The following is a 26,571-nucleotide window of genomic DNA, read 5'->3' on the forward strand; positions in this document are numbered from 1 at the left end:
TTCGACGTTCAACACCTTGTTCAGTACCCACCCTTGCGCGGAAAGTCTGCTCCGACCGCCTGTTGGCGCGAATCAACGACAAGGAGTGAATATGGCAACCGATATGTTCTTGAAGCTCGGTGATATCAAGGGTGAGTCCAGGGACCAGCAGCACCGCGACGCGATCGAAATACAGTCGATTCAATGGGGCATGACCCAGTCCGGCTCCATGCACACCGGCAGCGGCGGTGGTGCCGGCAAGGTCAGCATCGGCAACCTGTCGATCGGCAAGGCCATGGACAAGTCATCACCCAACCTCATGGCGGCCTGCTCCAGCGGCAAGCACTACCCCGAAGCGACGCTGACTGTGCGCAAGTCCGGTGGCGCAGCGCCTGTGGAATACCTGGTGATCACCCTGAAGGAGGTGATGGTGGCCTCCTACTCGACCGACGGGAACCAGGGCCGCGACGCGCTGCACGAGGATGTGGGGCTGAACTTCGCCAGGGTCGAAGTCAGCTACCAGCCGCAGAAGGCCGACGGCGGCAAGGACGGCGGCAGTATCAAGTACGGCTGGAACATTCGCGAGAATGCGAAGATCTGAAACGAGCCGGCTAACGCCGCCCTGGCAACTTGCGACGCAGGTTTTCGCGCTGCTTGCGGATCTCCACCAGGCGCTCGCGCATCTCACGGTGGCGCCTGCTGTTGAGCAACAGCAGGCCCAACAGCGGCGCGAAGACGGCCAATGCGTACACGATCCGATGCGGGTGCGAGGTGATGGTCGGCAGGACAGCCAGAAGACATAGGGCGAAGACCAACACTAGGCCACGCACCCACTGCGGACGGCCGCGCACGATCATGAAGTTGCAGTGGGCTACCACGAACCCCAACAGCATGATCGCGGCGAACATACCGGTCGCCTGCTCCTCCAGTGAAGCCGCTGGAAAGTAATGATCACCCGCCAACGGCACGCCACAGGCGATGCCGATCAGCGCGGCAAAGATCCCGCCGATGAAGGTGGGAAAGTAGCGTGCGAGGAACTGGCGCAGGCTCAACGTTTCCATTACTCGTCGATCTCCTCGTAAAGCCCTACGGCAACGGTTTTCACGTTGCCGGACAAGGCACTGCCGGTCAGTCCGATCGCCGCGCCCAGGGAGTCCTTGATCTGGGTGATGGTGGCGTGGCGGATCTCGGTCGGGGTGAAGCGCTTGGGCAATTCGCCGGCCAGTTGTTTCAGCTTGAGCATTTTCGAAGTCAGGCGCGGGTCGTTGATACTCAGCAGTTCCTTGGTCAGCTTGGCCCGTTCCTGCCGGTTGAGCCCACGCAGCACGTCACGAACACTCTTGCCGGTAGTGGCCTTGGTCAGGCGCACCAACTTGATGGAGGTCAGCGCAGAGGCCCCCACACCCAGCAGCGAAGCGGCATCCAGGGCGATCGAGGTGTACTGGTACCAGGCCTCGCTGTCGAGATAGTCGTTGCGTGCCGGATTGGTCACTTCGTTGACCGTCCGATAGCCACCGACGAGGCACTGCGCGGTACTGGCAGCCGCAGCGGTATAGCCGATGGCAACCAGCACCGAACTGGCGCCGGCCGAAAACGGCACGGCCACCGAGCCACTGAGCACCACCACCCAACCGATCACCGCACCGGCACACGACAGGCTGGTATTGATCGCCTCGCTGACCAGCCGCGACTCCCGGGGATTGTCCTGCACCTGCTGGGCAAACTGCTTCGGCGCGATGTATTTCTGTGCCTCGCGCAGGATCACGCGCTTGGGCTTGATGCTGCAGATCGGCTGGAACTCGCGCAAAGTCACCACGTTGAATTCGGCATCGATATACACCACGCCCGCACCGACGATGCCGGGGTCGGCGTCGATCGCGGCGAACAGCCGAGGCAGGTCGATCTGGCTTTCGATGCGTTTGCGGGCGAAGAACTGCGAGGGACTGGAGTCCATGCCGATGCCGGGTAGCGAAGAGCTCACGCGGTATTCATCCTTGAGTCGAACGGTGGAAAATTCGTGGCAACCTTAACAAACGAACCCACGCTTCGATAGAAAGCAAAACGCCAGTATCGCGCCAGGCCCCCGCTATCCGGCGGGAAGCCAATACCGCCATAGATATCTGCCACCTTGGCAACGCCCTGCCGTCCTTAGATGACACTCCGACTGTTTCTGGCCCTGACCGATGCCGGCAAGGCCACTGAAGAGAGTGTCTCCATGACCGCAATCGCCCCCTTGCCCGTAGCCGACTCACCTGGCGACTATCTGATGTCCAGTGATACCTGGTGCGACTACGACGCGCTGAGTACCATCGAAAACCAACTGACCACTTTCCTCGCACCACTCAAGGCCGGGGAACGGGAACGCTACCTGGCACTGTGCCGGGAAGAGCCACGACTCAAGAAAAACCTGGCCGAATCCCTGCAAGGGTTCAAGGCCGATTTCGAACGCAATGCCAGGCGCGATCTGCGCACGGCACTCCACGAGGAAACCGGCCAGTACATCGATCCGGAAAAGTCCCGGCTCAATACCAGAACGCTGAAAGTCCCCCCGCGTACCGACGCCAAGGACCCGATCGAACTGATCTACAGGATCATCGAGCAATATCAGAAAGCCAGGCACCGCAGAGCCCTGGACCCGAGCGCCCCGGTAGAGGAAATCATCTCCATTTCCCTGTGGCAGGCGGCCAAGGAGAATTTCTCCTTTACCGGGGCCACGGCCTCGTTTCCTTCCGGCTTCGATTTCCAAAGACACAGCAGCATCAGTGTCGTCTGCGAAGACCCTGCGCAGAAAGTGTCCCTGGGTGTGGATCGCTTCATCTCGATCGTTCGCTCCCTGGACCTGGGGTCGCGCCTGAGACGCGAACTGCACGAACAAATGATCAACCTGATCGGCGACCCACTGCGCGCCCACCAGAAAGCCAGCCTGGAACTTGCCGTCCTGGAAGCCTTGCGCCAGCAGACATTGCCCGGCACCGATCAGCCCTCGGCGGACACATTCATGCGGGCGGTGGCTGACAAACAGCTCATGAGCGCGCAGTTCTACAGCCTTGATTTTGGTCGCGACTACCTGCCCAATTTCGGCGACCTGCAATCGCTGCCACTGCCCTTCTGCCTGATGCGTTTCGAGCGCGGAGCACCCCAGGGCGTGTTCAGTTATTTCCCGGACCGTCCGGGTGGCGCCCTGCGCTACCACCTGACGCCCGCGCTGGCACTCGAGGATCTGCGCAAACAGATCCGCGAGGATGCGGGCACAGGCCAGATCACCTGGCTCACACGCACCCTGTCGTTGATGAACCAGGCCGACTTCTACGGCAAGCTCAAGGCCCCGAGTGTCGATGAAAACGAACTGACCACCCCTGCCCGATGGCTGCACCGGGCTTTTGGCGATACCGAACCACCGGCCCGGCGCATCAACCTGGTCAGGACGCCGCAGTCGGAACGCGAGCAAGACAGCTCCGTGCTGGGCACCCTGACCCGGACCCAATCCCTGAGACTGCTCGCCGACATCACCAACATCGCCACCACCCGACGCAGCCTCGACTGGCAAACGTTGATCAACACGCTGCAATGGATGGCCAGCGAGACCCTGGAACTGCTCCTGCTGCCCTTGCCTGGCGGAGTGCTGGGCCTCAACCCGCTCATGATCAGCGCCAGCCTCGGTACCCTGGCCTACCAGAGCCTCGTGGCCACCACCGAGCTGGCCAGCGGTAGAAAAATGGAATTCGTCCAGGCCGTCACCGATGTCGCCGAGCTGCTCATCACCGCTCGAATCCAGGCGATCGGCGCACGTCTTTCGGCCCGCCGCACCCGCACCCTGATCGAGTCCCTGGGCAGACCCCGCACCGTGACACAGGCGGCCGGCGATAACCTCTGGCTGAGTGACTTGCGACCCTACACGCCACTCGCCCAAACCATCGTGGACGGGCTGGCGATGGATGCCCAGGGCCTGTTCAAAAAAGACGGCAGGCTCTATGTCCAGGTCAAGTTCGACACCGAGGTGCGAATCGGCGAGGTCATCCTGGACACCCACACCGGACGTTATCACCTGATGCACGCGGATGCCGGGCGCTACAGGCCGGCCATGGTGTTCGATCCTGCCACCCGGTACTGGAAACTGGCACCGGTCGATATCAGTTCCCTCTCCGATACCCAGTTGCTGCAAAAAATGCTGCGGCGCGATCTGCCGTCGCTCAGTGAGCAGGAGTTGGCTCGATTGATGTCATGGTCAGACCTTTCCCGCTCGAAACTGCAAAAGATCTGGCAGGGCGACGAAACCGCCCCCTGGGAAGCGAATCAGGCCATTGGCGAGTTGCAGGTGCGCAAGGCCCTCGATCAGTTGCAAGCCGCACTCGACAGCCCCGACGCCGAACTGCCGCTCCATGCCGACAGGGCCTTGCCCGCCCTCCTCGCCCGGCAGATGCAGGCCCCCCTGCTGATCGAGAACAACGAGTCGGGCACCCTCAGCCGCTACGCCGACGTGCAACGCCCGGATGCCAGGCCGAAACCGACGATCACGCTGATCGAAGTCCACCCAGGGCGCTACCGACCCGCCTATGAACCGATATCGGGCGAAACGGGTACGCTGCTGGAAACCACCCTCAAGGCCCATGAACACCTCAACCGGCGCAGTTGGGCGAGCGAGACGGCGGAGGTGGTCGAACCGAACTTCGAACGACGCCTGGCAAACTTGCGCAAGGCGCTCGCCAGCGACCTGCAGAATCACCAGCATGCCCTGTACCTGGCCCTGCTCGACACCCCGACGCGCGCCCAACTCAAGCCCAGCCACCCGGCCTACGCCTTTGCGCCCGTCAGCCTACCCGGTACGCCCCTCCAGCCCGCCGTCGGCATACTGCGCGAACGCTTTCCGGGGTTGAGCCAAGCAGCGGCCATCGACCTTGTGAACACCCATCCGTCGCTTCACGGCATCGACCTGGACAGCCGACTCGAACCCTCGGTGCTGGTGACCGTGCAGGCGTCCCAACAACAGAGCCGGATCATCAGTGCGCTGGCCAGTTGGGCGGACAGGAGCGAGCGCGGCCTTGGCGAAGACAGCGAAGCCTTGTTCTGCCGGCTGTTGTGCACCCTGCCACGCTGGCCCGGTCACCTGAAGATCCGCATCGACTCCGGAATCGACAGCAATGGCCGCCCCATCATCTCGGCAACCCCCTCGCGCAGCTACGGGTTGGAGGATGCCACGACCACCCTCAGGTTGTTCAGAAACGGCGAGCGCTACATGGGTATCGACGCCACCGGCAGCTTGATCTACGGCGCCTCGGCCGAACACAACCTGGCCGACAGCCTGCTGCGCTCACTCAATGACGCCCAGCGGGATGCCCTGGGCTATCGACTCGACGAGCAGCAGCGCCTGGTCGACGATCTGCTGCAGGTCGCACAGGGGCATCGCGAAGACCTCAAGGACCTGCTCCCGATTGACGACCAGTACCTGCTCACGCCTGGCCGACTCGCGCATTTTCGTCAGGACAAACACCTGCCCATCGCCGACGACGAGCCATCGCTGTACAACTTCGCCGGCAAGCGCTACGCGACCATCGATGGTGGGGCCTATCAGATCATGGATGATCGCGAGGCCTCCACGCCGGACCGCAATGTCTACCGCATCGTCAAGCCGGGAGATCCGGTGGCCACCGACCCCGAGAATCGCTACGTCGCGACACGCCCCGGGAGAAGCGAACCGATCACTCGCCGCGCCGACGGCCAATGGGTCGGGATTGTCGTAGGCGGTGCGGGCGGCATGCCGCGCAAGCTGGGCCGGCTGGAAGCGAGCAAGCTGCAGGACAACAACCTTCTCCTGGAGCTGGAAACCCACCACCGCGCGGTGCAGGCCTCACAGAACCGGCTAAACCCAATGCTCGACGCCCTCAGGCAGGCGACTGACGAAAACGCCCGCAGGGTGGCCAGGATCGCCCACGAGGTTTACCTGCGCACCCATCTCAACCTGCTGGATCAGCATGCCAAACGCTACGAAACCCATCAGCAACTCTGGGTCAGGCAACAGGCGACCGATGGTTACCGCAGCGAACTGAAAAGCATCCGGTTCAGCCAGGTGGAGTTCTACTCCCGACTGTTCCTGGCCGAGGACGACAACTTTATCGCCCAGGTCGGCGGGCCCCTGCCGAACCCATTGACCCACCTGCGACAGTTCCGTGACTTCAACAGAAAAATGCTGGCGAGCCTGGCAAAGCGAATACCCATCCTGGAACAACGCCAAGCCGTGATTGCCAGCCTCCTCGAACTGGCCCCTGGCAGGCAGACCGAGCAACGGGTCGAGCGGTTGACCCAAGGCACACCCAGCACGCTCAAGGCCGTCGAGATGGGCAAGCTGGTCGCCCTGAGCAATCTCTATTCGATCGGCGACCCGCTCAATATGGACGCGCCTCCCACTTACCACCTGGAGGCGACACGGGAAATGACCCGTTTCCGGGAAGTCTTCGTGACGCTGGACCAGATCAGGCTGGTTCCCGAGGACAAACAGATCGCCGTGCTCGATAACCTGCTGGAACAATCCTCGGGCATACGGGAAAACCTCGAAGCGATGAGCGACTACCCCGGCACATCCACGGAAGCCGCTCATCAAAAGGTGATGATCGACATCATTCGTGGTTTCGAGGAGGCCATCGTTGGCGAGTTGGAGCAACGCTATTCGCAGGCCTACAGCAACGAAGCCCTGTCCACCAGCCTCGACGCCATCGACCTGGACTTCCTGCCCGCTCAGCCATCAACCAGCCAGGCCCCACCGCCGAGAAAGCGCCTGATCAAAGTCAGGCGGGGCGGCCAGGATCACCTCAAGCTCGGCCAGGAGCGCATCAGCGACGATGGGGAAACGCTGATCGATATCATCGAGGAGGACAAGCCGGGCATCCCCTTCCAGTCCTATCGCCAGGTCAACGGCCAATGGCTGGGAACCCGCAATGCGATCCCCGCGCCTCCCGTCGAGCAGCCGGTCAAATTGCCAGCCACCCGGCTCAGTGAGGGCAATCAGCTACTGGGGCAGGTGCAGACCTATCTGGCCAAGGCCCATCGCGATGAACAGGCCAGGCAGAACCCGAGCAACATCGTCGAGTACCTGGACGCCAGGGCCGTGCGGCTGGACCAGCAGGCCACGGACATCGCGGCCTTGTCGGCCGCCGAGGCGCCACAGGCGAAAACGCTGGCTACCCGTCTCAGGCAAGCCGCCCAGGAGCTGCGCAGCGAAGGCGAGAACATCAGGCTCAGGTTATACAAGGACCCGAATGTCCTCAGCGTGCAGCGCCTGCTCTACCTGATCGACAACGATCAGGTAGAGGTCAGGAAAATACAGGACCGGGTCGAACGCGGCAAAGGCGCCAGAAAAAACTACCTCGACGTCTATTCAATACGCGACAAGGCCACCCAGGGCGAACTCTGGCATGCGCATTTCCACTACGCCCGCAAGGATGCCGCGCCACGGAACTTCGAACTCAAGGGCGGGCACCTGAAAACCCTGGCGCAAAGCCGGCTGGGCATTGAAAGCCAGATTCGCCAGCAACAGCAGGGCCTGCCCCATACGCCGATCTGGCGCGAAGCCTTCGACGGGCGCACGGCGCAGCAGTTGTTTGACCGGGTTGCCTGAACCGCTGGCAGTTCACCCGGCCATGCCCGGCTTCAGCGTGGCACCACCGGCTTGCGAGCCGGTTTCTTGCCCTTGCCCTTCGCCGCGTCGGAACGCTCCTTGGCGGCCTGCTTGTTGCGCGCAGCCGCTGCGGCCTTGGCTTCCTCACGCTTGTCCCACGGCTTGCCGCCGTCGCTGCCGCGCGGTGGCAGGCCGGTGTGCTGGGTGAGGATACGCGTGGTGTCCTTGCCCACCTTGTGGCTGCCGGCCGGCGTCGAGTTCTTGCGCCGGGCGCTCTGGTAGCTGTCGGTCTGCGGCTGGTGCAGCGGGATCAGTTGGTTCTTGCCCGGACCGATCAGGTCGCCACGGCCCATGCGCAGGAGGGCTTCGCGCAGCATCGGCCAGCCCTTCGGGTCGTGATAACGCAGGAACGCCTTGTGCAGCCGGCGCTGCTCCTCGCTCTTGACGATGGTCACCGCGTCGCTCTTGTAGGTGACCTTGCGCAGCGGGTTCTTGCCCGAGTGATACATCGCCGTGGCACTGGCCATCGGCGACGGATAGAACGCCTGCACCTGGTCGGCACGGAAGCCGTTGCCCTTGAGCCACAGCGCCAGGTTCATCATGTCTTCGTCGGTGGTGCCCGGGTGGGCAGCGATGAAGTACGGGATCAGGTACTGCTCCTTGCCGGCCTCTTTCGAGAACTTCTCGAACATCCGCTTGAAACGGTCGTAGGTGCCAATACCCGGTTTCATCATCTGGTTGAGCGGACCTTCCTCGGTGTGCTCCGGGGCGATCTTCAGGTAGCCGCCGACGTGGTGGGTCACCAGTTCCTTGACGTACTCCGGCGACTCGACCGCCAGGTCGTAGCGCAGGCCGGAAGCGATGAGAATCTTCTTCACCCCCGGCAAGGCACGAGCACTGCGATAGAGCTGGATCAGCGACGAGTGGTCGGTGTTCAGGTTCGGGCAGATACCGGGGAACACGCAGGACGGCTTGCGGCACGCCGACTCGATCTCGGGGCTCTTGCAGGCGATCCGGTACATGTTCGCGGTCGGCCCGCCGAGGTCGGAGATGACGCCGGTGAAACCCGGTACCTTGTCGCGGATCTCCTCGATCTCGCGAATGATCGACTCTTCGGAGCGGTTCTGGATGATCCGGCCTTCGTGCTCGGTGATGGAGCAGAAGGTGCAGCCACCGAAGCAGCCGCGCATGATGTTCACCGAGAAACGGATCATCTCGTAGGCCGGGATCTTTTCCGTGCCATACGCCGGGTGCGGGATGCGCTGGTAAGGCATGCCGAATACGTAGTCCATTTCCTCGGTGGTCATCGGGATCGGTGGCGGGTTGAACCACACATCCACCTCGCCATGCTTCTGCACCAGCGCACGGGCATTACCCGGGTTGGTTTCCAGGTGCAGCACGCGGTTGGCGTGGGCATAGAGCACCGGGTCGTTGCGCACCTTCTCCAGCGACGGCAGGCGGATCACGGTCTTGTCGCGGGTCATACGCGGACTGGCGAGGATCTGCACGACCTTGGCTTCCTGCGGGTCTTCAACCGGACCTTTTTCCTGTTCGATGGCGCAGGCGGCGGTGTCCTGGGTGTTGACGTAGGGGTTGATGATCTTGTCGATCTTGCCCGGCCGGTCGATGCGCGTGGAGTCGACTTCGTACCAGCCCTGCGGGGTGTCGCGACGGATGAACGCGGTACCGCGCACATCGGTGATGTCTTCGATCTTGTGGCCGTAGGACAGGCGCTGGGCAACCTCGACGATTGCCCGTTCGGCGTTGCCGTAGAGCAGGATGTCGGCGCTGGCATCGATCAGGATCGAGTTGCGCACGCGGTCCTGCCAGTAGTCGTAGTGGGCGATCCGGCGCAGCGAGGCCTCGATGCCGCCAAGCACGATCGGCACGTGCTTGTAGGCTTCCTTGCAGCGCTGGCTGTAGACCAGGCTGGCGCGATCCGGCCGCTTGCCGGCCAGGCCGCCCGGCGTATAGGCGTCGTCGGAGCGGATTTTCTTGTCGGCAGTGTAGCGGTTGATCATCGAGTCCATGTTGCCGGCCGCGACACCGAAGAACAGGTTCGGCTCGCCGAGCTTCATGAAATCGTCTTTCGACTGCCAGTTCGGCTGGGCAATGATCCCCACGCGAAAGCCCTGGGCTTCCAGAAGGCGGCCGATGATCGCCATGCCGAAGGACGGATGGTCGACGTAGGCATCGCCGGTGACGATGATGATGTCGCAGGAATCCCAGCCAAGCTGATCCATCTCTTCCCGGCTCATGGGCAGGAAAGGCGCTGGTCCGAAACATTCGGCCCAGTACTTGGGATAGTCAAATAACGGCTTGGCTGCTTGCATGGCGGTGACCGATGTCGAGGTGAAAGGTGTCGAGATGAAAAATCGCGGGCGCGGAATATAGCACAAAAAATGATCAAACCCGACGATAATCGTCGGGTTTATCAAGATCGCGCCGGCCCTGCCGCACGCCCTGCGGCCTGGAGGCGTTACTCGTCGTCGTCGAAGTTGTAGCTGCCCGGCGCGAGGTTCTCGAAACGGGTGTACTTGCCGATGAAAGCCAGGCGGATAAAGCCAATCGGGCCGTTCCGCTGCTTGCCGATGATGATTTCGGCAATGCCCTTGTGCTCGGTTTCCGGGTGATAGACCTCGTCGCGGTACACGAACATGATCACGTCGGCGTCCTGCTCGATCGCTCCGGATTCACGCAAGTCGGAGTTCACCGGGCGCTTGTTCGGCCGTTGTTCCAGGGAGCGGTTGAGCTGGGACAGCGCCACCACCGGGCAGTTGAACTCCTTGGCCAGGGCCTTGAGGGAACGGGAAATCTCGGAAATCTCGTTGGTCCGGTTGTCGCCGCTGGAACCCGGAATCTGCATCAGTTGCAGGTAATCGATCATGATCAGGCCGACGTCGCCGTGTTCGCGCACCAGGCGGCGCGTCCGCGCACGCATTTCCGACGGGCTTATCCCCGCGGTATCGTCGATGAACAGCTTGCGGTCGTTGAGCAGGTTGACCGCCGAGGTCAGCCGTGGCCAGTCATCGTCTTCCAGTTGACCGGAACGGACCTTGGTCTGGTCGATGCGGCCGAGGGACGAGAGCATACGCATGATCAGCGATTCGCCTGGCATCTCGAGGGAGTACACCAGCACCGCCTTGTCGCTGCGCAGCACGGCGTTTTCCACCAGGTTCATGGCGAAGGTGGTCTTGCCCATCGACGGACGGCCGGCGACGATGATCAGGTCGGCCGGCTGCAGACCGCTGGTCTTCTCGTCGAGGTCGGTATAGCCGGTAGACAGGCCGGTGATCGCATCGGAGGTGTTGAACAGGGTGTCGATACGGTCGATGGCCTTGGTCAGCAACTCGTTGACGCCCACCGGGCCGCCTGTCTTGGGACGTGCCTCGGCGATCTGGAAGATCTGCCGCTCGGCCTCGTCGAGGATTTCCACGGCGGTACGGCCTTCGGGGTTGAAGGCGGCATCGGCGATATCGTTGGTGATGCCGATCAATTGCCGCAGGGTCGCCCGCTCACGGACGATCGAGGCATAGGCCTTGATGTTGGCGACCGACGGAGTGTTCTTCGCCAGCTCGCCGAGATAGCCCAGGCCACCGACCTGGGACGTCTGGCCTTCCTTGTCCAGTTGCTCAGACAGGGTCACGACGTCGATCGGCAGGTTCTGGTCGGCCAGACGGGCGATCGCGCGGAAGATCAGGCGGTGGTCATGCCGATAGAAATCACCGTCCGAGACCAGGTCCAGCACGCGTTCCCAGGCATTGTTGTCCAGCATCAGGCCACCGAGCACAGCCTGTTCGGCCTCGATGGAATGCGGTGGCACCTTCAGGGCGGCGGTTTGCAGATCGTATTGCTCGGGAGCGGAGATTTCGTTCATAGCCACTTGGAATCAGATGGTTGGAGCCAAAAAACAAAGGGCACGACCTGAATGAACAGAGTCGTGCCCGATGTTAACCGTCCGACGGGCAAGCCGCCAGACGATTGAGTGCTGCTTAGGCAGCCACCACAACAACGCGTACGGTTGCTTCGACTTCGGCGTGCAGGTGCACGGCCACGTCGAATTCGCCAACGTTGCGGATGGTGCCGTTCGGCAGACGCACTTCGCTTTTTGCCACTTCAACGCCGGAGGCGGTCAGGGCATCAGCGATGTCGTGGGTGCCGATCGAACCGAACAGCTTGCCTTCGTCACCAGCGGTGGCAGTGATGGTCACTTCCAGCTCAGCCAGTTGGGCGGCGCGCGATTCAGCCGAAGATTTTTTCTCGGCTGCGGCTTTTTCCAGCTCGGCACGACGCTCTTCGAAAGCGGCCAGGTTGGCAGCGGTCGCAGCGGTGGCTTTGCCGAAAGGCAGCAGGTAGTTACGACCGTAACCGGCCTTCACTTTTACTTTGTCGCCCAGGTTGCCCAGGTTGGCGATTTTTTCCAGCAGGATCAGTTCCATTTGGTAATAACCTCTTAACTTTTAACCTTCACCGTTCGCGGAACCGTTACCGGGGTCCTTCGACGCCAGGCGTCCGCGAAAATCAATCAGGCTGTCGACAATGGCCAATACCACGAGCAACGGACCGAGCAGGTGCATGAAAGGCAAGAACGTCACGTATATCCCCACCAGCCAGAAAGAGGCCAGTCGTTTCTGCGCAACCAGCCCGTGAATCAGGGCCAGGCCGGCGAAGACCAGCGGTACGCTGCACAGCGGCAACAGGATCAGTGCATGCAACCCGAAAAACGGGGCGATACACATGACGGCCAGCAGTGACAGCGTCACGTTCTTCGGGAGTCGGATAGCGCGAAATTCGCGACCGAAACCACCGGGGTTATACAACGACGCTTGCCAATAGCGCCCAAGAATCAGGCACAGCACACTGAAGACCTGCAACGAAATCGCTGTCGAAATGATCATCAGCGGGACGGTCAGCGAGATGAGAAACGCCTTCTGGTCGGCCGAGAACTTCTCGTAGACCTCACCCATCGCCAGCGGCATGACGTGTTCGAACGTCTGCGCCAGCGACTCGATGAAGGAACTGAACACAGTTCCCAGGCTCACCGCACACAACAATCCCACGGCCATGCTGCACAGCAGCACGCGGTTCCAGGTATGCCCGGCGCGCAAGATCAACGCCAGGCTGCAACTGCCGAGCAGCACCAGAAGGGCTGTCGGGTCACCTAGGAAGTGCCAGCTCAACAACACCGACAACAGTCCGATACCCAGGACGCTCGAGGCGTCCGAACCGCGCCGCAGGAGCACAAGGCAACCCGCGGCGGCACTCAACCAGAACAACAGCGGCAATGCCGCAGCTCCGGCCACGACCAGCGTGGCCTGCACACGTCCCCGCATGATGAAGTCAGCTAAGGCACGCATGCGCTCAATCCTTTACTACTTGTCGACGACCCGGTCTCAGCGGCCGTGGCTGTCGGTGTAGGCCAGCAGGGCCAGGAAGCGGGCGCGCTTGATAGCGGTAGCCAGCTGACGCTGATAACGAGCCTTGGTACCGGTGATACGGCTTGGAACGATTTTGCCGGTTTCGGATACGTAGGCTTTCAGGGTGTTGAGATCTTTGTAATCGATCTCTTTCACGTCTTCAGCGGTGAAGCGGCAGAATTTACGACGACGGAAGAAACGTGCCATGTAATTGGCTCCTCAAAAGGTCCGTGGATTACTCGTCAGCGTTATCGCTGTTGTCGCTGTCATCACCCTCAACGCCTTCGGCGTCGGAGTGCTCAGGACGGTCGCGACGCTCACGGCGCTCACTGCGGTTTTCTTCAGCCTTGAGCATCTCGGACTGACCGGTAACGGCTTCGTCGCGACGGATGACCAGGTTACGGATCACAGCATCGTTGTAGCGGAAGTTGTCTTCCAGCTCGGCCAGGGCCTTGCCGGTGCACTCAACGTTCAGCATCACGTAGTGAGCCTTGTGAACATTGTTGATTGCGTAGGCCAGTTGACGACGGCCCCAGTCTTCCAGGCGGTGGATTTTGCCGCCGTCTTCTTCGATCAGCTTGGTGTAACGCTCAACCATGCCGCCGACTTGCTCGCTTTGATCCGGGTGGACCAAGAAGATAATTTCGTAATGACGCATGAATGCTCCTTACGGGTTGTAGCCTGCCACTCAAAAGCGGTCAGACAAGGAGTGAATGACACTTGTGTGTCTTGCCTTGGAGTAGGCACGGATGCGCCAGCCATCACGGCAAGGGGCGCAATTGTAGAGAAGGGGCGCGGGGGGCGCAAGATAATTGGTGAATATTTGAACAGATTCAGCTGCAGGAGCCGGCTTGCTGATGATGAATGATCGACCGATGCCGTGTCGCCCCCATCGCCAGCAAGCCAGCTCCCACAGGTCAGGCCTTCTTGGCGGCAGCCTTGACGCTGCGCTGGCGCATCGCTTCGAACAGGCAGACGCCGGTGGCCACGGAAACGTTGAGACTGCTGACGCTACCGGCCATCGGCAGCTTCACCAGATAGTCACAATGCTCGCGGGTCAGGCGACGCATGCCCTTGCCTTCGGCGCCCATGATCAGGATGGTCGGACCGGTCAGGTCCTGCTGGTACAGCTCCTGCTCGGCCTCGCCGGCCGTACCGACGACCCACAGGCCACGCTGCTGGAGTTTTTCCAGCGTCCGCGCGAGGTTGGTCACGGCCACCAGCGGAATCACTTCCGCCGCACCGCAGGCCACCTTGCGCACGGCCGGTGTCAGGGTCGCCGACTTGTCCTTGGGCACCACCACCGCCAGCGCACCCGCCGCATCGGCGGTGCGCAGGCAAGCGCCGAGGTTGTGCGGATCGGTCACGCCATCGAGCACCAGGATCAGTGGCGCGCCTTCGGTACGGTCGAGCAACTCGTCGAGCATCGCCTCGCCCCAGACCTGGCTGGGACTGACTTCCGCCACCACGCCCTGGTGCACGCCTTCGACCCAGGCATCCATCTCGCGGCGCTCGGCCTGGCCGACCGCTACGCGATTCTCCCCCGCCAGTTGTAACAGGGGCTGGACCCGCGGGTCACTGCGACCTTCGGCCAGCCAGATCTGCTTGACGCGCTTGGGGTGATGACGCAACAGCGCCTCCACGGCATGCACGCCGTAGATTTTTTCCAGCTGACTCATGACTTGCCCTTGGGTTTACGTGCCGGACCGTTCTTCGACGGGCCCTTGCGATGCTTGCTCGGCTTTTCCGAGGCGCTGCCGCGACTGGACTTGCCATCCGCCTTGGGCTTGCCGCCGGTTTTCGCTTCGGCCAACAGCGCCTGTTTCATTTCCCGACTCTTGCGCACCTCGGCATTCTTCGCCGCGGCGTCGCTGGAGCGATAGGCATCGCCAGATTTCTTCTCGGCGCTGCGCCGGGCAGGACGAACCGGCTCGGCAGCCTTCTCGGCCACAGGTGCCGGGGCTGTTTCGGCGCCGCGCTTCTTGCTGCCGCGTCCGACGGGAGCCGAGAAGGTCTTGTCGGTCATTTCGAAGTCGATCTTGCGCTCGTCAAGGTCGACGCGCATGACCTTCACTTCCACCGTGTCACCCAGGCGGAAGTTGCGACCGGTGCGCTCACCCGACAAGCGGTGATGCACGGGATCGAAGTGGTAGTAGTCGCCCGGCAAGGCGGTGACGTGCACCAGGCCCTCGACGTAGATATCGGTCAGCTCGACGAACAGACCAAAACCGGTCACCGCGGTGACCACGCCCGGGAACGACTCGCCCACGCGATCCTTCATGAACTCGCACTTGAGCCAGTTCACCACGTCGCGAGTGGCTTCGTCGGCACGGCGTTCGCTCATCGAGCACTGCTCGCCCAACTGCTCCAGCGCGGCCTCGTCGTACGGATAGATACGCGCCTTGGGAATGCTCATCGCACCGGCACGACGGACGTGCGGGGTGTTCTGCTTGGAGTGGATCACGCTACGGATCGCCCGATGCGTCAGCAGGTCCGGATAGCGACGGATCGGCGAGGTGAAGTGGGTATAGGCCTCGTAGTTCAGGCCGAAGTGGCCATCGTTCTCGGCGCTGTACACCGCCTGGCTCAGGGAGCGCAGCATCACGGTCTGGATCAGGTGGAAATCCGGGCGACTCTGGATACTGGCCAGCAAGGCCTGGTAATCCTTCGGCGTCGGACCATCCTTGCCCTTGTGCAGCGACAGGCCCAGCTCACCCAGGAACGCCCGCAGTTTTTCCAGGCGCTCCGGCGGCGGACCATCGTGCACCCGGTACAGCGCAGGGATCTCGTGTTTCTGCAGGAACTCGGCAGTGGCGACGTTGGCCGCCAGCATGCACTCCTCGATCAGCTTGTGCGCATCGTTGCGGGTCGTCGGGCGGATTTCGGCGATCTTGCGTTCGGAACCGAAGATGATCCGGGTTTCCTGGGTTTCGAAATCGATCGCGCCACGGGTATGACGGGCGCCCAGCAGGACTTTGTACAGGGCGTACAACTGCTTGAGGTCCGGGATCACTTCCGAATACTGCGCACGCAGCCGCTTGGCCTCGGCGGTCTTCGACTGCTCCAGGATCGTGCTGACCTTGTTGTAGGTCAGACGCGCATGGGAATGGATCACCGCCTCGTAGAACACGTAGTCGGTCATCTCGCCCTTTTTCGAGATGGTCATTTCACAGACCATCGCCAGGCGATCGACGTGCGGGTTCAGCGAGCACAGGCCGTTGGACAGCTCTTCCGGCAGCATCGGCACTACGCGCTCGGGGAAGTACACCGAGTTGCCACGGACCTGGGCCTCGGCATCCAACGCCGAACCCACCTTCACATAGCTGGAAACGTCGGCGATCGCCACGTACAGCTTCCAGCCGCCGGAGAACAGCCGCAGCTTGCCGGGAATCGCTTCGCAATAGACCGCGTCGTCGAAGTCACGGGCATCCTCGCCATCGATGGTGACGAACGGCAGGTCGCGCAGGTCAATGCGCTTTTCCTTGTCCTTCTCCTCGACTTCCGGCTTGAGCTTGCGCGCCTCCTTGACCACGGCCTCGGGCCAGACATGGGGAATATCGTAGGTGCGCAGGGCAACGTCGATTTCCATGCCGGGGGCCATGTAGTTGCCGACCACTTCGACCACGTCGCCCTGGGGCTGGAAGCGTGGCGTCGGCCAGTGGGTGATCTTCACCTCGACGAACTGCCCGATCTGGGCGTTGGCGTTACGGCCTGGAGTGACCAGCACTTCCTGCTGGATCTTCGGGTTGTCGGCGACCACGAAGCCGATGCCGCCCTCTTCGAAGTAGCGGCCAACGATAGTCTCGTGGGCACGGGACACCACCTCGACGATCACGCCTTCGCGCCGACCGCGCCGGTCGACACCGGAAACCCGTGCCAGGGCACGGTCGCCGTCGAACACCAGGCGCATCTGCGCCGGGCTCATGAACAGGTCTTCGCTGCCATCATCCGGAATCAGGAAGCCGAAGCCGTCACGGTGGCCGGCGATACGACCGAGGATCAGGTCCAGCTTGTCCACCGGGGCGTAGGTGCCACGGCGGGTATAAATCAGTTGAGCGTCGCGCTCCATGGCGCGCAGGCGACGGCGCAGGGCCTCCACCTGGTCTTCGGTGCTCAGGCCGAATTCTTCCACCAGCTGTTCGCGGCTGGCCGGCGACCCGCGCTCGGACAGATGCGCCAGGATCAATTCACGGCTGGGAATAGGGTTTTCATATTTTTCCGCTTCACGAGCGGCCTCGGGATCGAGGGACTGCCAATCGGCCATTAGATAATTTTCACCTTGTCTATATGCCCGGATAGTTTGGCATACGCGTATTGAAACGGGAAATTTCAGGCGCTGAAGATGCTGGAAAACCTCTCCTTTAGCGGCGACAGACGCGATTGCAGAGCGTTTGCAGGATTTTTTGGTTTTTTTTGCGAACGGGGCTTTACAGCCTCAGGACAGCTCCGTATAGTGCGCGCCATCGACAACGCAGACGTTGAAGATACTGCCCAGGTGGTGAAATTGGTAGACACGCCAGCTTCAGGTGCTGGTGACCGAAAGGTCGTGGAAGTTCGAGTCTTCTCCTGGGCACCAATTCAAAACTTCAGAAATTCTGGAGTTCTCCAAAAACCCGCGAAAGCGGGTTTTTGCGTTTCTGGCCTAACAGAAATATCCCACCTCGAAACACGCCTCTGCGGAAGCGGACTTACTTGGCGATAGCTGTCCGACAGGCAATATTGCATTGCCTGATTCACCGCTATTGTCAGCAAGCCGCCCCCCACAAAATGGAAAGACAGCCTATCCACCCTTAACCGACAAAAAAAATGATTTATTAAAAGCAAAACAGGGGTTTACAGATCAAAACAGTGCCCGTATAGTGCGCGACATCAACAGCGACAACGCTGAAGATGCTGCCCAGGTGGTGAAATTGGTAGACACGCCAGCTTCAGGTGCTGGTGACCGAAAGGTCGTGGAAGTTCGAGTCTTCTCCTGGGCACCAATTTCAAACTTCAGAAATTCTGAAGTTCTCCAAAAACCCGCGAAAGCGGGTTTTTGCGTTTTAGCCCACTGACACACCGCCCTGTGGAGAGCGGGCTTGCCCGCGCTGGGGTGCACCCCCTCCCAAGACAACTCCCCCCGAAGCAGCAGGTAAAATACTTGCCCGAGCCCTGCGACTGCTTTGCAGTCGAGCACGGGCAAGCCCGCTCGCCACTCCCCTCCAACGGCTATCGATCAGGCGCGGAACTGTCCCAGGCTCGCCTTGAGCTGCGCCGCCAATCCATCGAGTACCTTGCCACTGGCCGTGGTCTCCACCACTGCCTGCGCCGCACGCTCGGCCTGGGCATGAATTACCTCGACCCGCCCGCGCACGGCATGTGCACCCTCAGCCTGGTGCGCCGCCGCCTGGGTCGCCAGGCCGATGGCCGCATGCACCTGCTCGACCGCGCTCTGCACCGTCTGCTGAAGCTTGGCGCTGTTGCGCAACACCACCAGCCCTTCATTCGCCTGGCGCCCGGCCTGGCCGATCGCAGCCACCGCCTCGCGAGCTCCCTGCTGCAAGGCACCGATGTGTGCCTGGATATCCCCCGTGGAACTCTGGGTCTTGCTGGCAAGCGCACGCACTTCGTCAGCCACCACTGCAAAACCACGCCCGGTCTCACCCGCACGCGCCGCCTCGATGGCCGCGTTCAGCGCCAGGAGATTGGTCTGCTCGGCGATGCCGTGGATCACCGTGAGTACCACCTCGATCTGCTCGCTTTGCTGGGCCAGGCGCTCGATCACCTTCGAGCCGGTGTCGACCTGTCCCGCCAAGGCCTCGATCAAACCGCCGACCTGGGCCGAAGTCTTGGTGTTTTCATCAGTAGCCTGACGGATATCCACCACCTGTTGGAGTGCCGCCTGCATCGCCTGGCTTTCCGATTGCGCCTCGTCAGCCATTCGCTCCAGGGCTCGCAAGCTCTGCTCCACCTCATCGCGCTGCAACTCGGCCGCCTTGTCGGCACCGGCATTACGCAGACTCATCGCGCCAATTTCGACGCCCGTACGCTGGGCCACATCCCCCGCCTCACGGACGATCGGCTGGAGCTTGTCGACAAAGCGATTGACCGCCGAAGCCATGTGGCCGATTTCATCATTACTGTCGAGCGGCACACGCTTGGTCAGGTCGCCCTCACCCGCTGCCAGGTCATTCAGCGCCGCGATCAACAGATGCAGCTTGCTGACCACCCTGCGCCCAAGCACTACCGCCAACAGCAGCAATACACCCAGGCCGACCAGCGCCAGCCCCAAGCCGATCCGCCAACGCAAGGTCTGCGCTGCGTCCTGCACCGTACTCGCCGTATTGGCCTGCATCTGCGTAGCGGTCGACTGGGCCGACTGCAGGCGCGCGCGCATCGCCGCCGAGCTGTCGGCCGCTGCGCCCTTGAGACTATCCCCCACCAGTTGATCACTGCTGGCGATCAAGGCCGAGAAGCGCTGGTCCAGGGCCTTCAGGTCGGTGTCGACCGAGGCCGTTGACACGCCCATCAACACCTTGCCGATTTCCACGCCATTGGGATTGATCGATGCTTCAAGGTAATAGACCGAGGGATCGTTCTTTGCCGCGTTCAGCAGCTTGTCCAGCGCCCGCTCGCCCTGCCCCTTCTCCAGAAGCGCCTTGTTGATCGGATTTTCCCGATTCAGGTAACGGGTCAGATGCTCGCCGGCGGCGTCGTCATACACCACGAACAGCACGTTCGGATTACGCTGGGCACGCCGGGCGAATTCGGAGAGGGTTGGTACATCGTTGTCCCACATGGCGCGCGGGGCAACCGAGGCGAGCAATTGCGCCATATCGTTGGCCGAATCCTTCAGATCCTTCTCCAACGTAGCCCGCAATTGCGCCTGCTCATCCTTCAGGCGCGAGGACAGCCCGGCCGTAAGCCGCTGACGCGTGCTGGAGGAAAGATTGTCCAGGCTTGAGGTCACTTCCTTGCCGGCCTGCTCAAGTTCGCCGGAGAGCTTCTGGCTGTCGCCCCCCAGGCGACTGCCCAGATCGGCCTCCAGAGCGGTGACCGTGCTTCGGGTCAGGGCGACCGCCACCAGCACCTGCACCAAAAGGGCGATACCCAAGGTAACGAACACAGGCCGCAACAAACGACTCTGTAACAGCGAGAGAATGGCCGACACCGAAGACTCCTCCACTTTGGCGCCATTAAATTGATGGCACGCTTTTTTAGAAGATAATCCCAGCAAGGGTCGTGCCGTACAACAGACAGAAACGACAAAGGGCCCCATAAGGGGCCCTTCTTGATCTACATCAACGACTTATCAGGCGAACGGGTGACGCAGGACGATGGTTTCGTTGCGATCCGGACCTGTCGAAATAATGTCGATCGGCGCGCCGACCAACTCTTCGATGCGCTTGATGTAGGCACGGGCAGCCGCTGGCAGCTCTTCCAGGGTCTTGGCGCCCAGGGTCGACTCGCTCCAGCCTGGCATCTGCTCGTACACCGGCTCCAGGCCGATGTAGCTGTCGGCATCGGTCGGCGCGTCGATGACTGCACCGTTTTCGTTCCGGTAGCCGACGCAGATGTTGATGGTTTCCAGGCCGTCCAGAACGTCCAGCTTGGTCAGGCACAGGCCTGAAATGCTGTTGACGTCGATGGCGCGACGCAGGATGACGGCATCGAACCAGCCGCAACGACGAGGACGACCGGTGGTGGCACCGAATTCATGGCCACGCTTGGCCAGGAATGCGCCGACGTCATCGAACAGCTCGGTCGGGAACGGACCGGCACCGACGCGAGTGGTGTAGGCCTTGGTGATACCCAGGATATAGTCCAGGTACATCGGACCCACGCCCGAACCGGTGGCGATACCGCCGGCAGTAGTGTTGGAGCTGGTGACGAACGGGTAGGTGCCGTGGTCGATGTCCAGCAGCGAGCCTTGGGCACCTTCGAACATGATGTCCTTGCCGTCACGACGCAGGTTGTGCAGTTCGGCGGTGACGTCGAGCATCATCGGCTTGAGCTGCTCGGCGTACTCCATGCACTCGTCCAGGGTCTTCTGGAAGTCGATGGCCGGCTCTTTGTAGTAATTGACCAGCACGAAGTTGTGGTAGTCGAGCAACTCGCCCAGCTTCGCGGCGAAACGCTCGCGATGGAACAGGTCACCGATACGCAGGCCGCGACGAGCAACCTTGTCTTCGTAGGCCGGGCCGATACCACGACCGGTAGTACCGATCTTCTGCTCGCCGCGGGCTTTTTCGCGCGCCTGGTCCAGGGCTACGTGGTACGACAGGATCAGCGGGCAGGACGGGCTGATACGCAGGCGCTCGCGCACGGGTACGCCCTTCTCTTCCAGCTTGGTGATTTCACGCAGCAGGGCGTCCGGTGCAACCACCACGCCGTTGCCGATCAGGCACTGTACGCCTTCGCGCAGCACGCCCGACGGAATCAGGTGCAAGACGGTTTTCTCGCCGTCGATCACCAGGGTGTGACCCGCGTTGTGGCCACCCTGGTAGCGCACTACGGCGGCAGCATGTTCGGTCAGCAGATCAACGATCTTGCCTTTGCCCTCATCACCCCACTGGGTGCCCAGGACTACGACATTCTTACCCATAACACTTGTCCTCATTCGCGCAAACTTGGCGCCGGCAGCCGCCGGCGGGAAAACTCAGGAAACCAGCGGCAATACTTGCCAAAGCCCGTTCTGCTGCATCAATTGCCGGTCGCAGTCCGCATCGCGGGCGGCGGCCAAGGGTTGCCCAGGCAGCGCCTGGACAACACGCTGACCCTCACCGCGCAATTGGCAGACCATCTGCCAGAGCGCCGCATCCGCACTGTCAGGCATCCAGATACCGCCAGACGGTAGCTCGACCTCAGCACGCCCCAGGGTCACCAGGGTCTTCAAATCGGTGGAAAAGCCAGTCGCCGGACGGGCACGACCGAAGTCCGCGCCGATGTCGTCGTAGCGACCGCCCTGGGCGATGGCCTGCCCAACACCCGGAACGAATACCGCGAACACCACACCGGTGTGGTAGTGGTAGCCACGCAGCTCGCCCAGGTCAAAGTACAGCGGCAGCTCCGGGAAACGCACGGACAGCCGCTCGGCGATCGCCAGCAGGTCGTCCAGCGCCGCCATGACAGGGGCCGGCGCACCCGCCAGGCGCACACGCGCCGCCGCGAGCACTTCGCGACCGCCACACAGGTCGACCAGCGAACGCAACATGGCCGCCAAGTCCGCCTGCAACCCTTCGGTGAGCTCGATCACTTCGTCGATAGCCTTGCGCTGCAGGGCATCGAACAACTGCTGCTCGACCTCACCGGACAAACCGGCCGCACGAGCCAGGCCACGGTAGATACCGACATGCCCGAGATCCATGTGCACATCCGGCACATCGGCCAGTTGCAGCATCGCCAGCATCAGGCTGATGACCTCGACATCGCTGCTCGGACTGGCGTCGCCATACAGCTCGGCACCGAGCTGGATCGGACTGCGCGAAGTCGACAGCGCCCGCGGCTGCGCGTGCAGCACACTACCGGCGTAGCACAAACGGCTAGGGCCTTCGCGCCGCAGGGTGTGAGCGTCGATACGCGCTACCTGCGGCGTGATGTCGGCACGAAAGCCCATCTGCCGCCCCGACTGCGGGTCGATGACCTTGAAGGTACGCAGGTCGAGATCCTGCCCGGCACCGGTCAGCAAGGACTCGAGGTATTCGATGTGCGGGGTGACAACGAACTCATAGCCCCAGCTCTGGAACAGATCCAACACCTGACGCCGCGCTACTTCGATGCGCGCCGCTTCAGGCGGCAGTACTTCTTCGATGCCATCTGGCAGGAGCCAGCGGTCTACCGTTGCCATTACGCCTTTCCCCTATGATCCGGGCGGCAAGCCCACAGGCGAGCCTTGAGTGGAGCAGAAAATGGTTAACGCACGCGCAAGCAAGGCGCGACGAAACAGCCGAAAACCGGCTTCGCCTACCACTTTCCTCGAAAAACCTGTCGGGTCGATCAACCCGTTTCCTGCCCATCTGCCGCTAATCAAACATGCAGACGCAAAAAAGCCGGGAATTTCCCGGCTGCCGCATCATACACCCGTTTTCCGAAAGGATCACCCCGCCAGGCGTTTTAGCCGCCCGACGGGTGTGTAGATGCGCGGTGGATCAGGGCTTGGCTTTTTCCAGGTAATGGAAAAAGTCGCTGCTCGGATCCAACACCATCACGTCGCTCTTGTTCGCAAAGCTCTCACGATAGGCACGCAGGCTGCGATAGAACGCATAGAACTCCTGATCCTGGCCGTAGGCCTTGGAATAGATCGCTGCAGCCTGGGCATCACCGTCACCGCGAGTTTCCTCGGACTGACGATAGGCTTCAGCCAGCAGCACCCGACGCTGACGATCGGCGTCGGCACGAATACCTTCAGCCAGCTCGTTACCCTTGGCGCGATGCTCACGAGCCTCACGCTCACGCTCGGTACTCATGCGTTCGAAAACGCTGCGGTTCACTTCCTTCGGCAGGTCGATAGCCTTGACCCGGACATCGATCACTTCGATACCCAGTTCTTTCTCGGCCATCTTGTTCAACGACCCGGTGATATCCGCCATCAGCGCATCACGCTCGCCGGAGACCACTTCATGCAGGGTGCGCTTGCCGAACTGGTCGCGCAGCCCGGACTCCAGGCGACGGGACAGGCGTTCGTCGGCGATCTGCTTGAGACCGGAAGTCGCGGTATAGAAGCGCTCGGCATCCTTGACCCGCCACTTGGCGTAGGCATCGACCATCACGGCCTTCTTCTCCAGCGTCAGGAAACGCTGGGTCGGGGCATCCAGGGTCATCAGGCGGGCATCGAACTTGCGCACCTGGTTGACGTACGGAACCTTCACGTGAAGACCGGGCTGAACATCGGTCTGGACCACGCGACCGAATTGCAGCAGGACGGCACGTTCGGTCTGCAGCACGATGTAGAAGCAGTTCCAGCCAGCCAGCACGACAATGACGCCAACAATCAGGGCGATCAGCGATTTATTGCTCATCAGCGGCTCTCCCTTGTGCGCGTTTGCGGCAGGTCAGTGATATGCGGCGTGACATCCGTATTGCTGCTGGCAGCGGCCGAGCCGGTTACCGGCGAGCCACTGGCCGGGCTGTTCTGGATCATCTTGTCCAACGGCAGGTAAAGCAGGTTGTTCTGGCCGTTCTTGTTGCCGGTCACGAGCACCTTGCTGGTGTTGCTGAAGACTTCCTGCATGGTGTCCAGGTACAGGCGCTGGCGAGTGACTTCCGGTGCCTTGCGATACTCGACGACCAGCTTGCTGAAACGATCGGCCTCACCCTTGGCGCGGGAGATGACTTCGTCACGGTAGCCGTTGGCATCCTCGATGATGCGCTGGGCCTGGCCACGGGCTTCCGGCACGACGCCGTTGGCGTAGCCTTCGGCCTGGTTGCGCGAACGCTGCTCGTCTTCACGGGCACGGATCACGTCATCGAAGGCTTCCTGGACTTCACGCGGCGCGGCGGCGCTCTGCACGTTGACCTGGGTCACGGTGATACCAGTGCGATAGGTATCGAGGAAACGCTGCAGGCGCTCCTTGATTTCGCTGGCCATTTGTTCACGGCCCTCGGTCAGCACCTGATCCATCGCGGTGGAACCCACCACATGGCGCAAGGCGCTGTCGGTAGCCTGCTGCAGGCTGATTTCCGGCTGATCGACGTTCAGCACGAAGTCCTGCAGGTTGGTGATCTTGTACTGCACGGTCAGCGGCACCTCGACGATGTTCTCGTCTTCGGTCAGCATCTGCCCCTGCTTGGTGTAGGCACGCTCACGCGTGACGTTTTCCATGTACTTCTTGTCGATTGGCGGGAAATAGATGTTCAGGCCCGGGCCGACCGTCTCGTAGTACTTGCCGAAGCGCAGCACCACGGCCTGCTCCTGCTCGTCCACGACATACACGGCGCTGTACAGCCAGACAGCCGCCAGCACGACGAGACCGATGCCCAGCAGGCCGAACCCGCCGCCACTGCCGCCCGATCCACCACCGTCGTCACTGCGTTTCTTTCCGCCACCGAACAACCCATTCAGGCTTTCCTGCAGCTTGCGGAAGGCTTCGTCGAGATCTGGAGGGCCCTTGCGGTCGCCATTGTTACGACGCTTGCCACCCCAGGGATCCTGATTGTTCGAATTGCCACCCGGCTCATTCCAAGCCATAGCGCTCTCCATCTGATAAAGCAAAGACGCACCCACGGCGCGCCGACCAATGCTACAGAATGCCTGCGACAGCGGCACAACCGCTTTGTCAGGCTTTTATTGCAAAGTGTGTTGTTCGATGAACTCAGGCGGCTTCATGCCTTCGCGCGAGACCAACCGATTGAACTCGGTCATCGGCAGCCGAATCGACAAGAGACAGGCACCTTCTTCGTCGTGTTCTTCCTTCTGAACCGCCCCCAACTCGAAGAACTGTGCACGCAGTCGAGCAAAACGCTGTGGCAAGCGCAAGGTGCCGATGAACAAATCGTTGCCCAGCAACTCGGCAATCGCCTGCTCCAGCAACTCCAGCCCTACCCCTTCACGGGCCGAAAGCCAGACCCGCTGCGGCTTGCCATCCTCGCCACGCTGGATCTGCGGCTCGACACCTTCGAGCAGATCGAGTTTGTTATAGACCTCGAGGATCGGCAAGTCCTGGGCACCGATCTCGCCCAGCACCACCATCACCTGCTCGATCTGCAGCATCCGATCCGGCTCGGCAGCATCGATCACATGCAGCAGCAGGTCGGAGTTGCTCGACTCTTCGAGCGTAGCCCGGAATGCCTCGACCAGGTTGTGCGGCAGATGGCGAATGAAACCCACGGTATCGGCCAGCACGATCGGGCCGAGGTCATCCAGGTCGAGACGACGCAGGGTCGGGTCGAGCGTTGCGAACAGTTGATCCGCGGCATACACCTCGGACTGGGTAACCGTGTTGAACAGTGTGGATTTGCCGGCGTTGGTGTAGCCCACCAGCGATACGGTCGGGATGTCGGCGCGCTTGCGCCCGCGACGGGACTGCTCGCGCTGGCTGCGAACCTTTTCCAGGCGACCCTTGATCTGCCGCAGGCGGACCCGCAACAGGCGCCGGTCGGTTTCCAGCTGGGTTTCACCGGGACCACGCAGGCCGATACCGCCCTTCTGCCGCTCAAGGTGGGTCCAGCCGCGTACCAGCCGCGTGCTCATGTGCTCAAGCTGGGCCAGTTCGACCTGGAGCTTGCCTTCATGGGTACGTGCGCGCTGGGCGAAAATGTCGAGAATCAGGCCCGTACGGTCAAGCACGCGACACTCGAAAGCACGTTCGAGGTTACGCTCCTGACTGGGCGTGAGGATGTGATTGAAAATCACGATATCGATCTGCTCGGCCTTGACCAGGTCGCGAAGCTCCTCGACCTTGCCAGTGCCAATCAGATATTTGGCGGTTGGCCGATGACGCGGCACGCTGAACAGCGCGACGGTCTCGGCGCCAGCCGATGATGCCAACTCCTGAAACTCCTGCGGATCTTCGCGCGCCTCAGGGTCCTGACCTTCCAAGTGAACGAGAATGGTTCGTTCACCACCACCGTGGCGCTCAAAGAACAAAG

Annotated in this window: 18 protein-coding genes and 2 tRNA genes; 4 read left to right on the forward strand and 16 right to left on the reverse strand. The window is 61.7% G+C overall.

Annotation, left to right across the window (positions count from 1 at the left end; all coding sequences use genetic code 11):
* The first annotated feature begins 91 nt into the window (after positions 1–91).
* Positions 92–580 (forward strand): Hcp family type VI secretion system effector, encoded by a 489-nt coding sequence (locus AC6I6U_RS00510; protein WP_497880148.1) that lies wholly within the window; start codon positions 92–94, stop codon positions 578–580.
* A gap of 10 nt (positions 581–590) precedes the next feature.
* Here the strand turns inward: AC6I6U_RS00510 and AC6I6U_RS00515 are convergent, their stop codons facing one another.
* Positions 591–1,040, reverse strand: a complete 450-nt coding sequence (locus tag AC6I6U_RS00515; protein ID WP_497880149.1) for a hypothetical protein — start codon at positions 1,038–1,040, stop codon at positions 591–593.
* On the reverse strand, positions 1,040–1,960 hold the full coding sequence (gene ssp4 / locus AC6I6U_RS00520) for an Ssp4 family T6SS effector (RefSeq protein WP_497880150.1): 921 nt from the start codon (positions 1,958–1,960) through the stop codon (positions 1,040–1,042). The genes AC6I6U_RS00515 and ssp4 overlap by 1 nt, the downstream gene beginning before the upstream one ends.
* Positions 1,961–2,131: 171 nt before the next feature.
* Here ssp4 and AC6I6U_RS00525 point away from each other — a divergent pair, with 171 nt between their 5' ends.
* Positions 2,132–7,588: a hypothetical protein gene (locus AC6I6U_RS00525; protein ID WP_497880151.1), complete on the forward strand. Its 5,457-nt coding sequence runs from the start codon at positions 2,132–2,134 to the stop codon at positions 7,586–7,588.
* Between the two features lie 32 nt (positions 7,589–7,620).
* On the opposite strand, the gene AC6I6U_RS00530 is transcribed toward AC6I6U_RS00525, so the two are convergent.
* The 8 genes from AC6I6U_RS00530 to rnr all read right to left on the reverse strand — a co-directional run bounded on the left by AC6I6U_RS00530 (position 7,621) and on the right by rnr (position 17,269).
* Positions 7,621–9,921: a YgiQ family radical SAM protein gene (locus tag AC6I6U_RS00530; RefSeq protein WP_497880152.1), complete on the reverse strand. Its 2,301-nt coding sequence runs from the start codon at positions 9,919–9,921 to the stop codon at positions 7,621–7,623.
* Between the two features lie 146 nt (positions 9,922–10,067).
* The gene (dnaB, locus tag AC6I6U_RS00535; RefSeq protein WP_497880153.1) at positions 10,068–11,465 is read right to left on the reverse strand and encodes a replicative DNA helicase; all 1,398 of its coding nucleotides are present in this window, start codon (positions 11,463–11,465) and stop codon (positions 10,068–10,070) included.
* Between the two features lie 115 nt (positions 11,466–11,580).
* The gene (gene rplI / locus AC6I6U_RS00540) at positions 11,581–12,027 is read right to left on the reverse strand and encodes a 50S ribosomal protein L9 (RefSeq protein WP_497880154.1); all 447 of its coding nucleotides are present in this window, start codon (positions 12,025–12,027) and stop codon (positions 11,581–11,583) included.
* A 21-nt stretch (positions 12,028–12,048) separates the two neighbouring features.
* Positions 12,049–12,945 carry a YybS family protein gene (locus AC6I6U_RS00545; protein WP_497880155.1) on the reverse strand — a complete coding sequence of 299 codons (897 nt, stop codon included), beginning with the start codon at positions 12,943–12,945 and terminating at the stop codon, positions 12,049–12,051.
* 36 nt (positions 12,946–12,981) lie between these two features.
* On the reverse strand, positions 12,982–13,212 hold the full coding sequence (gene rpsR / locus AC6I6U_RS00550; protein WP_002551829.1) for a 30S ribosomal protein S18: 231 nt from the start codon (positions 13,210–13,212) through the stop codon (positions 12,982–12,984).
* Positions 13,213–13,240: 28 nt separating this feature from the next.
* Positions 13,241–13,663 carry a 30S ribosomal protein S6 gene (gene rpsF / locus AC6I6U_RS00555; RefSeq protein WP_010450485.1) on the reverse strand — a complete coding sequence of 141 codons (423 nt, stop codon included), beginning with the start codon at positions 13,661–13,663 and terminating at the stop codon, positions 13,241–13,243.
* 259 nt (positions 13,664–13,922) lie between these two features.
* Positions 13,923–14,684, reverse strand: coding sequence for a 23S rRNA (guanosine(2251)-2'-O)-methyltransferase RlmB (gene rlmB / locus AC6I6U_RS00560; protein WP_497880156.1), 762 nt, complete (start codon positions 14,682–14,684; stop codon positions 13,923–13,925).
* Entirely contained in the window at positions 14,681–17,269 is a 2,589-nt protein-coding gene (rnr, locus tag AC6I6U_RS00565) for a ribonuclease R (protein ID WP_497880157.1), read from the reverse strand. Before rnr ends, rlmB begins: the two co-directional genes overlap by 4 nt.
* A 225-nt stretch (positions 17,270–17,494) precedes the next feature.
* Here rnr and AC6I6U_RS00570 point away from each other — a divergent pair.
* Positions 17,495–17,581: transfer RNA gene (locus AC6I6U_RS00570), tRNA-Leu, on the forward strand.
* A 319-nt stretch (positions 17,582–17,900) separates the two neighbouring features.
* A tRNA-Leu gene (locus AC6I6U_RS00575) sits at positions 17,901–17,987 on the forward strand.
* A 233-nt stretch (positions 17,988–18,220) separates the two neighbouring features.
* On the opposite strand, the gene AC6I6U_RS00580 is transcribed toward AC6I6U_RS00575, so the two are convergent.
* The 6 genes from AC6I6U_RS00580 to hflX form a co-directional block, all read right to left on the reverse strand.
* Positions 18,221–20,155 (reverse strand): methyl-accepting chemotaxis protein, encoded by a 1,935-nt coding sequence (locus tag AC6I6U_RS00580; RefSeq protein WP_497880158.1) that lies wholly within the window; start codon positions 20,153–20,155, stop codon positions 18,221–18,223.
* A 141-nt stretch (positions 20,156–20,296) separates the two neighbouring features.
* Complete coding sequence (locus AC6I6U_RS00585; RefSeq protein ID WP_497880159.1) at positions 20,297–21,589, reverse strand: adenylosuccinate synthase; 1,293 nt, start codon at positions 21,587–21,589, stop codon at positions 20,297–20,299.
* A 54-nt stretch (positions 21,590–21,643) separates the two neighbouring features.
* Positions 21,644–22,831, reverse strand: a complete 1,188-nt coding sequence (locus AC6I6U_RS00590) for an ATP phosphoribosyltransferase regulatory subunit (RefSeq protein WP_497880160.1) — start codon at positions 22,829–22,831, stop codon at positions 21,644–21,646.
* A gap of 301 nt (positions 22,832–23,132) precedes the next feature.
* Entirely contained in the window at positions 23,133–24,002 is an 870-nt protein-coding gene (hflC, locus tag AC6I6U_RS00595) for a protease modulator HflC (protein ID WP_186683378.1), read from the reverse strand.
* Complete coding sequence (gene hflK / locus AC6I6U_RS00600) at positions 24,002–25,171, reverse strand: FtsH protease activity modulator HflK (protein ID WP_497880161.1); 1,170 nt, start codon at positions 25,169–25,171, stop codon at positions 24,002–24,004. The genes hflC and hflK overlap by 1 nt, the downstream gene beginning before the upstream one ends.
* A gap of 96 nt (positions 25,172–25,267) precedes the next feature.
* The gene (gene hflX, locus AC6I6U_RS00605) at positions 25,268–26,569 is read right to left on the reverse strand and encodes a ribosome rescue GTPase HflX (RefSeq protein ID WP_497880162.1); all 1,302 of its coding nucleotides are present in this window, start codon (positions 26,567–26,569) and stop codon (positions 25,268–25,270) included.
* Positions 26,570–26,571: the final 2 nt, after the last annotated feature.

The organism is Pseudomonas sp. UTLPPB19802 (assembly GCF_059730225.1).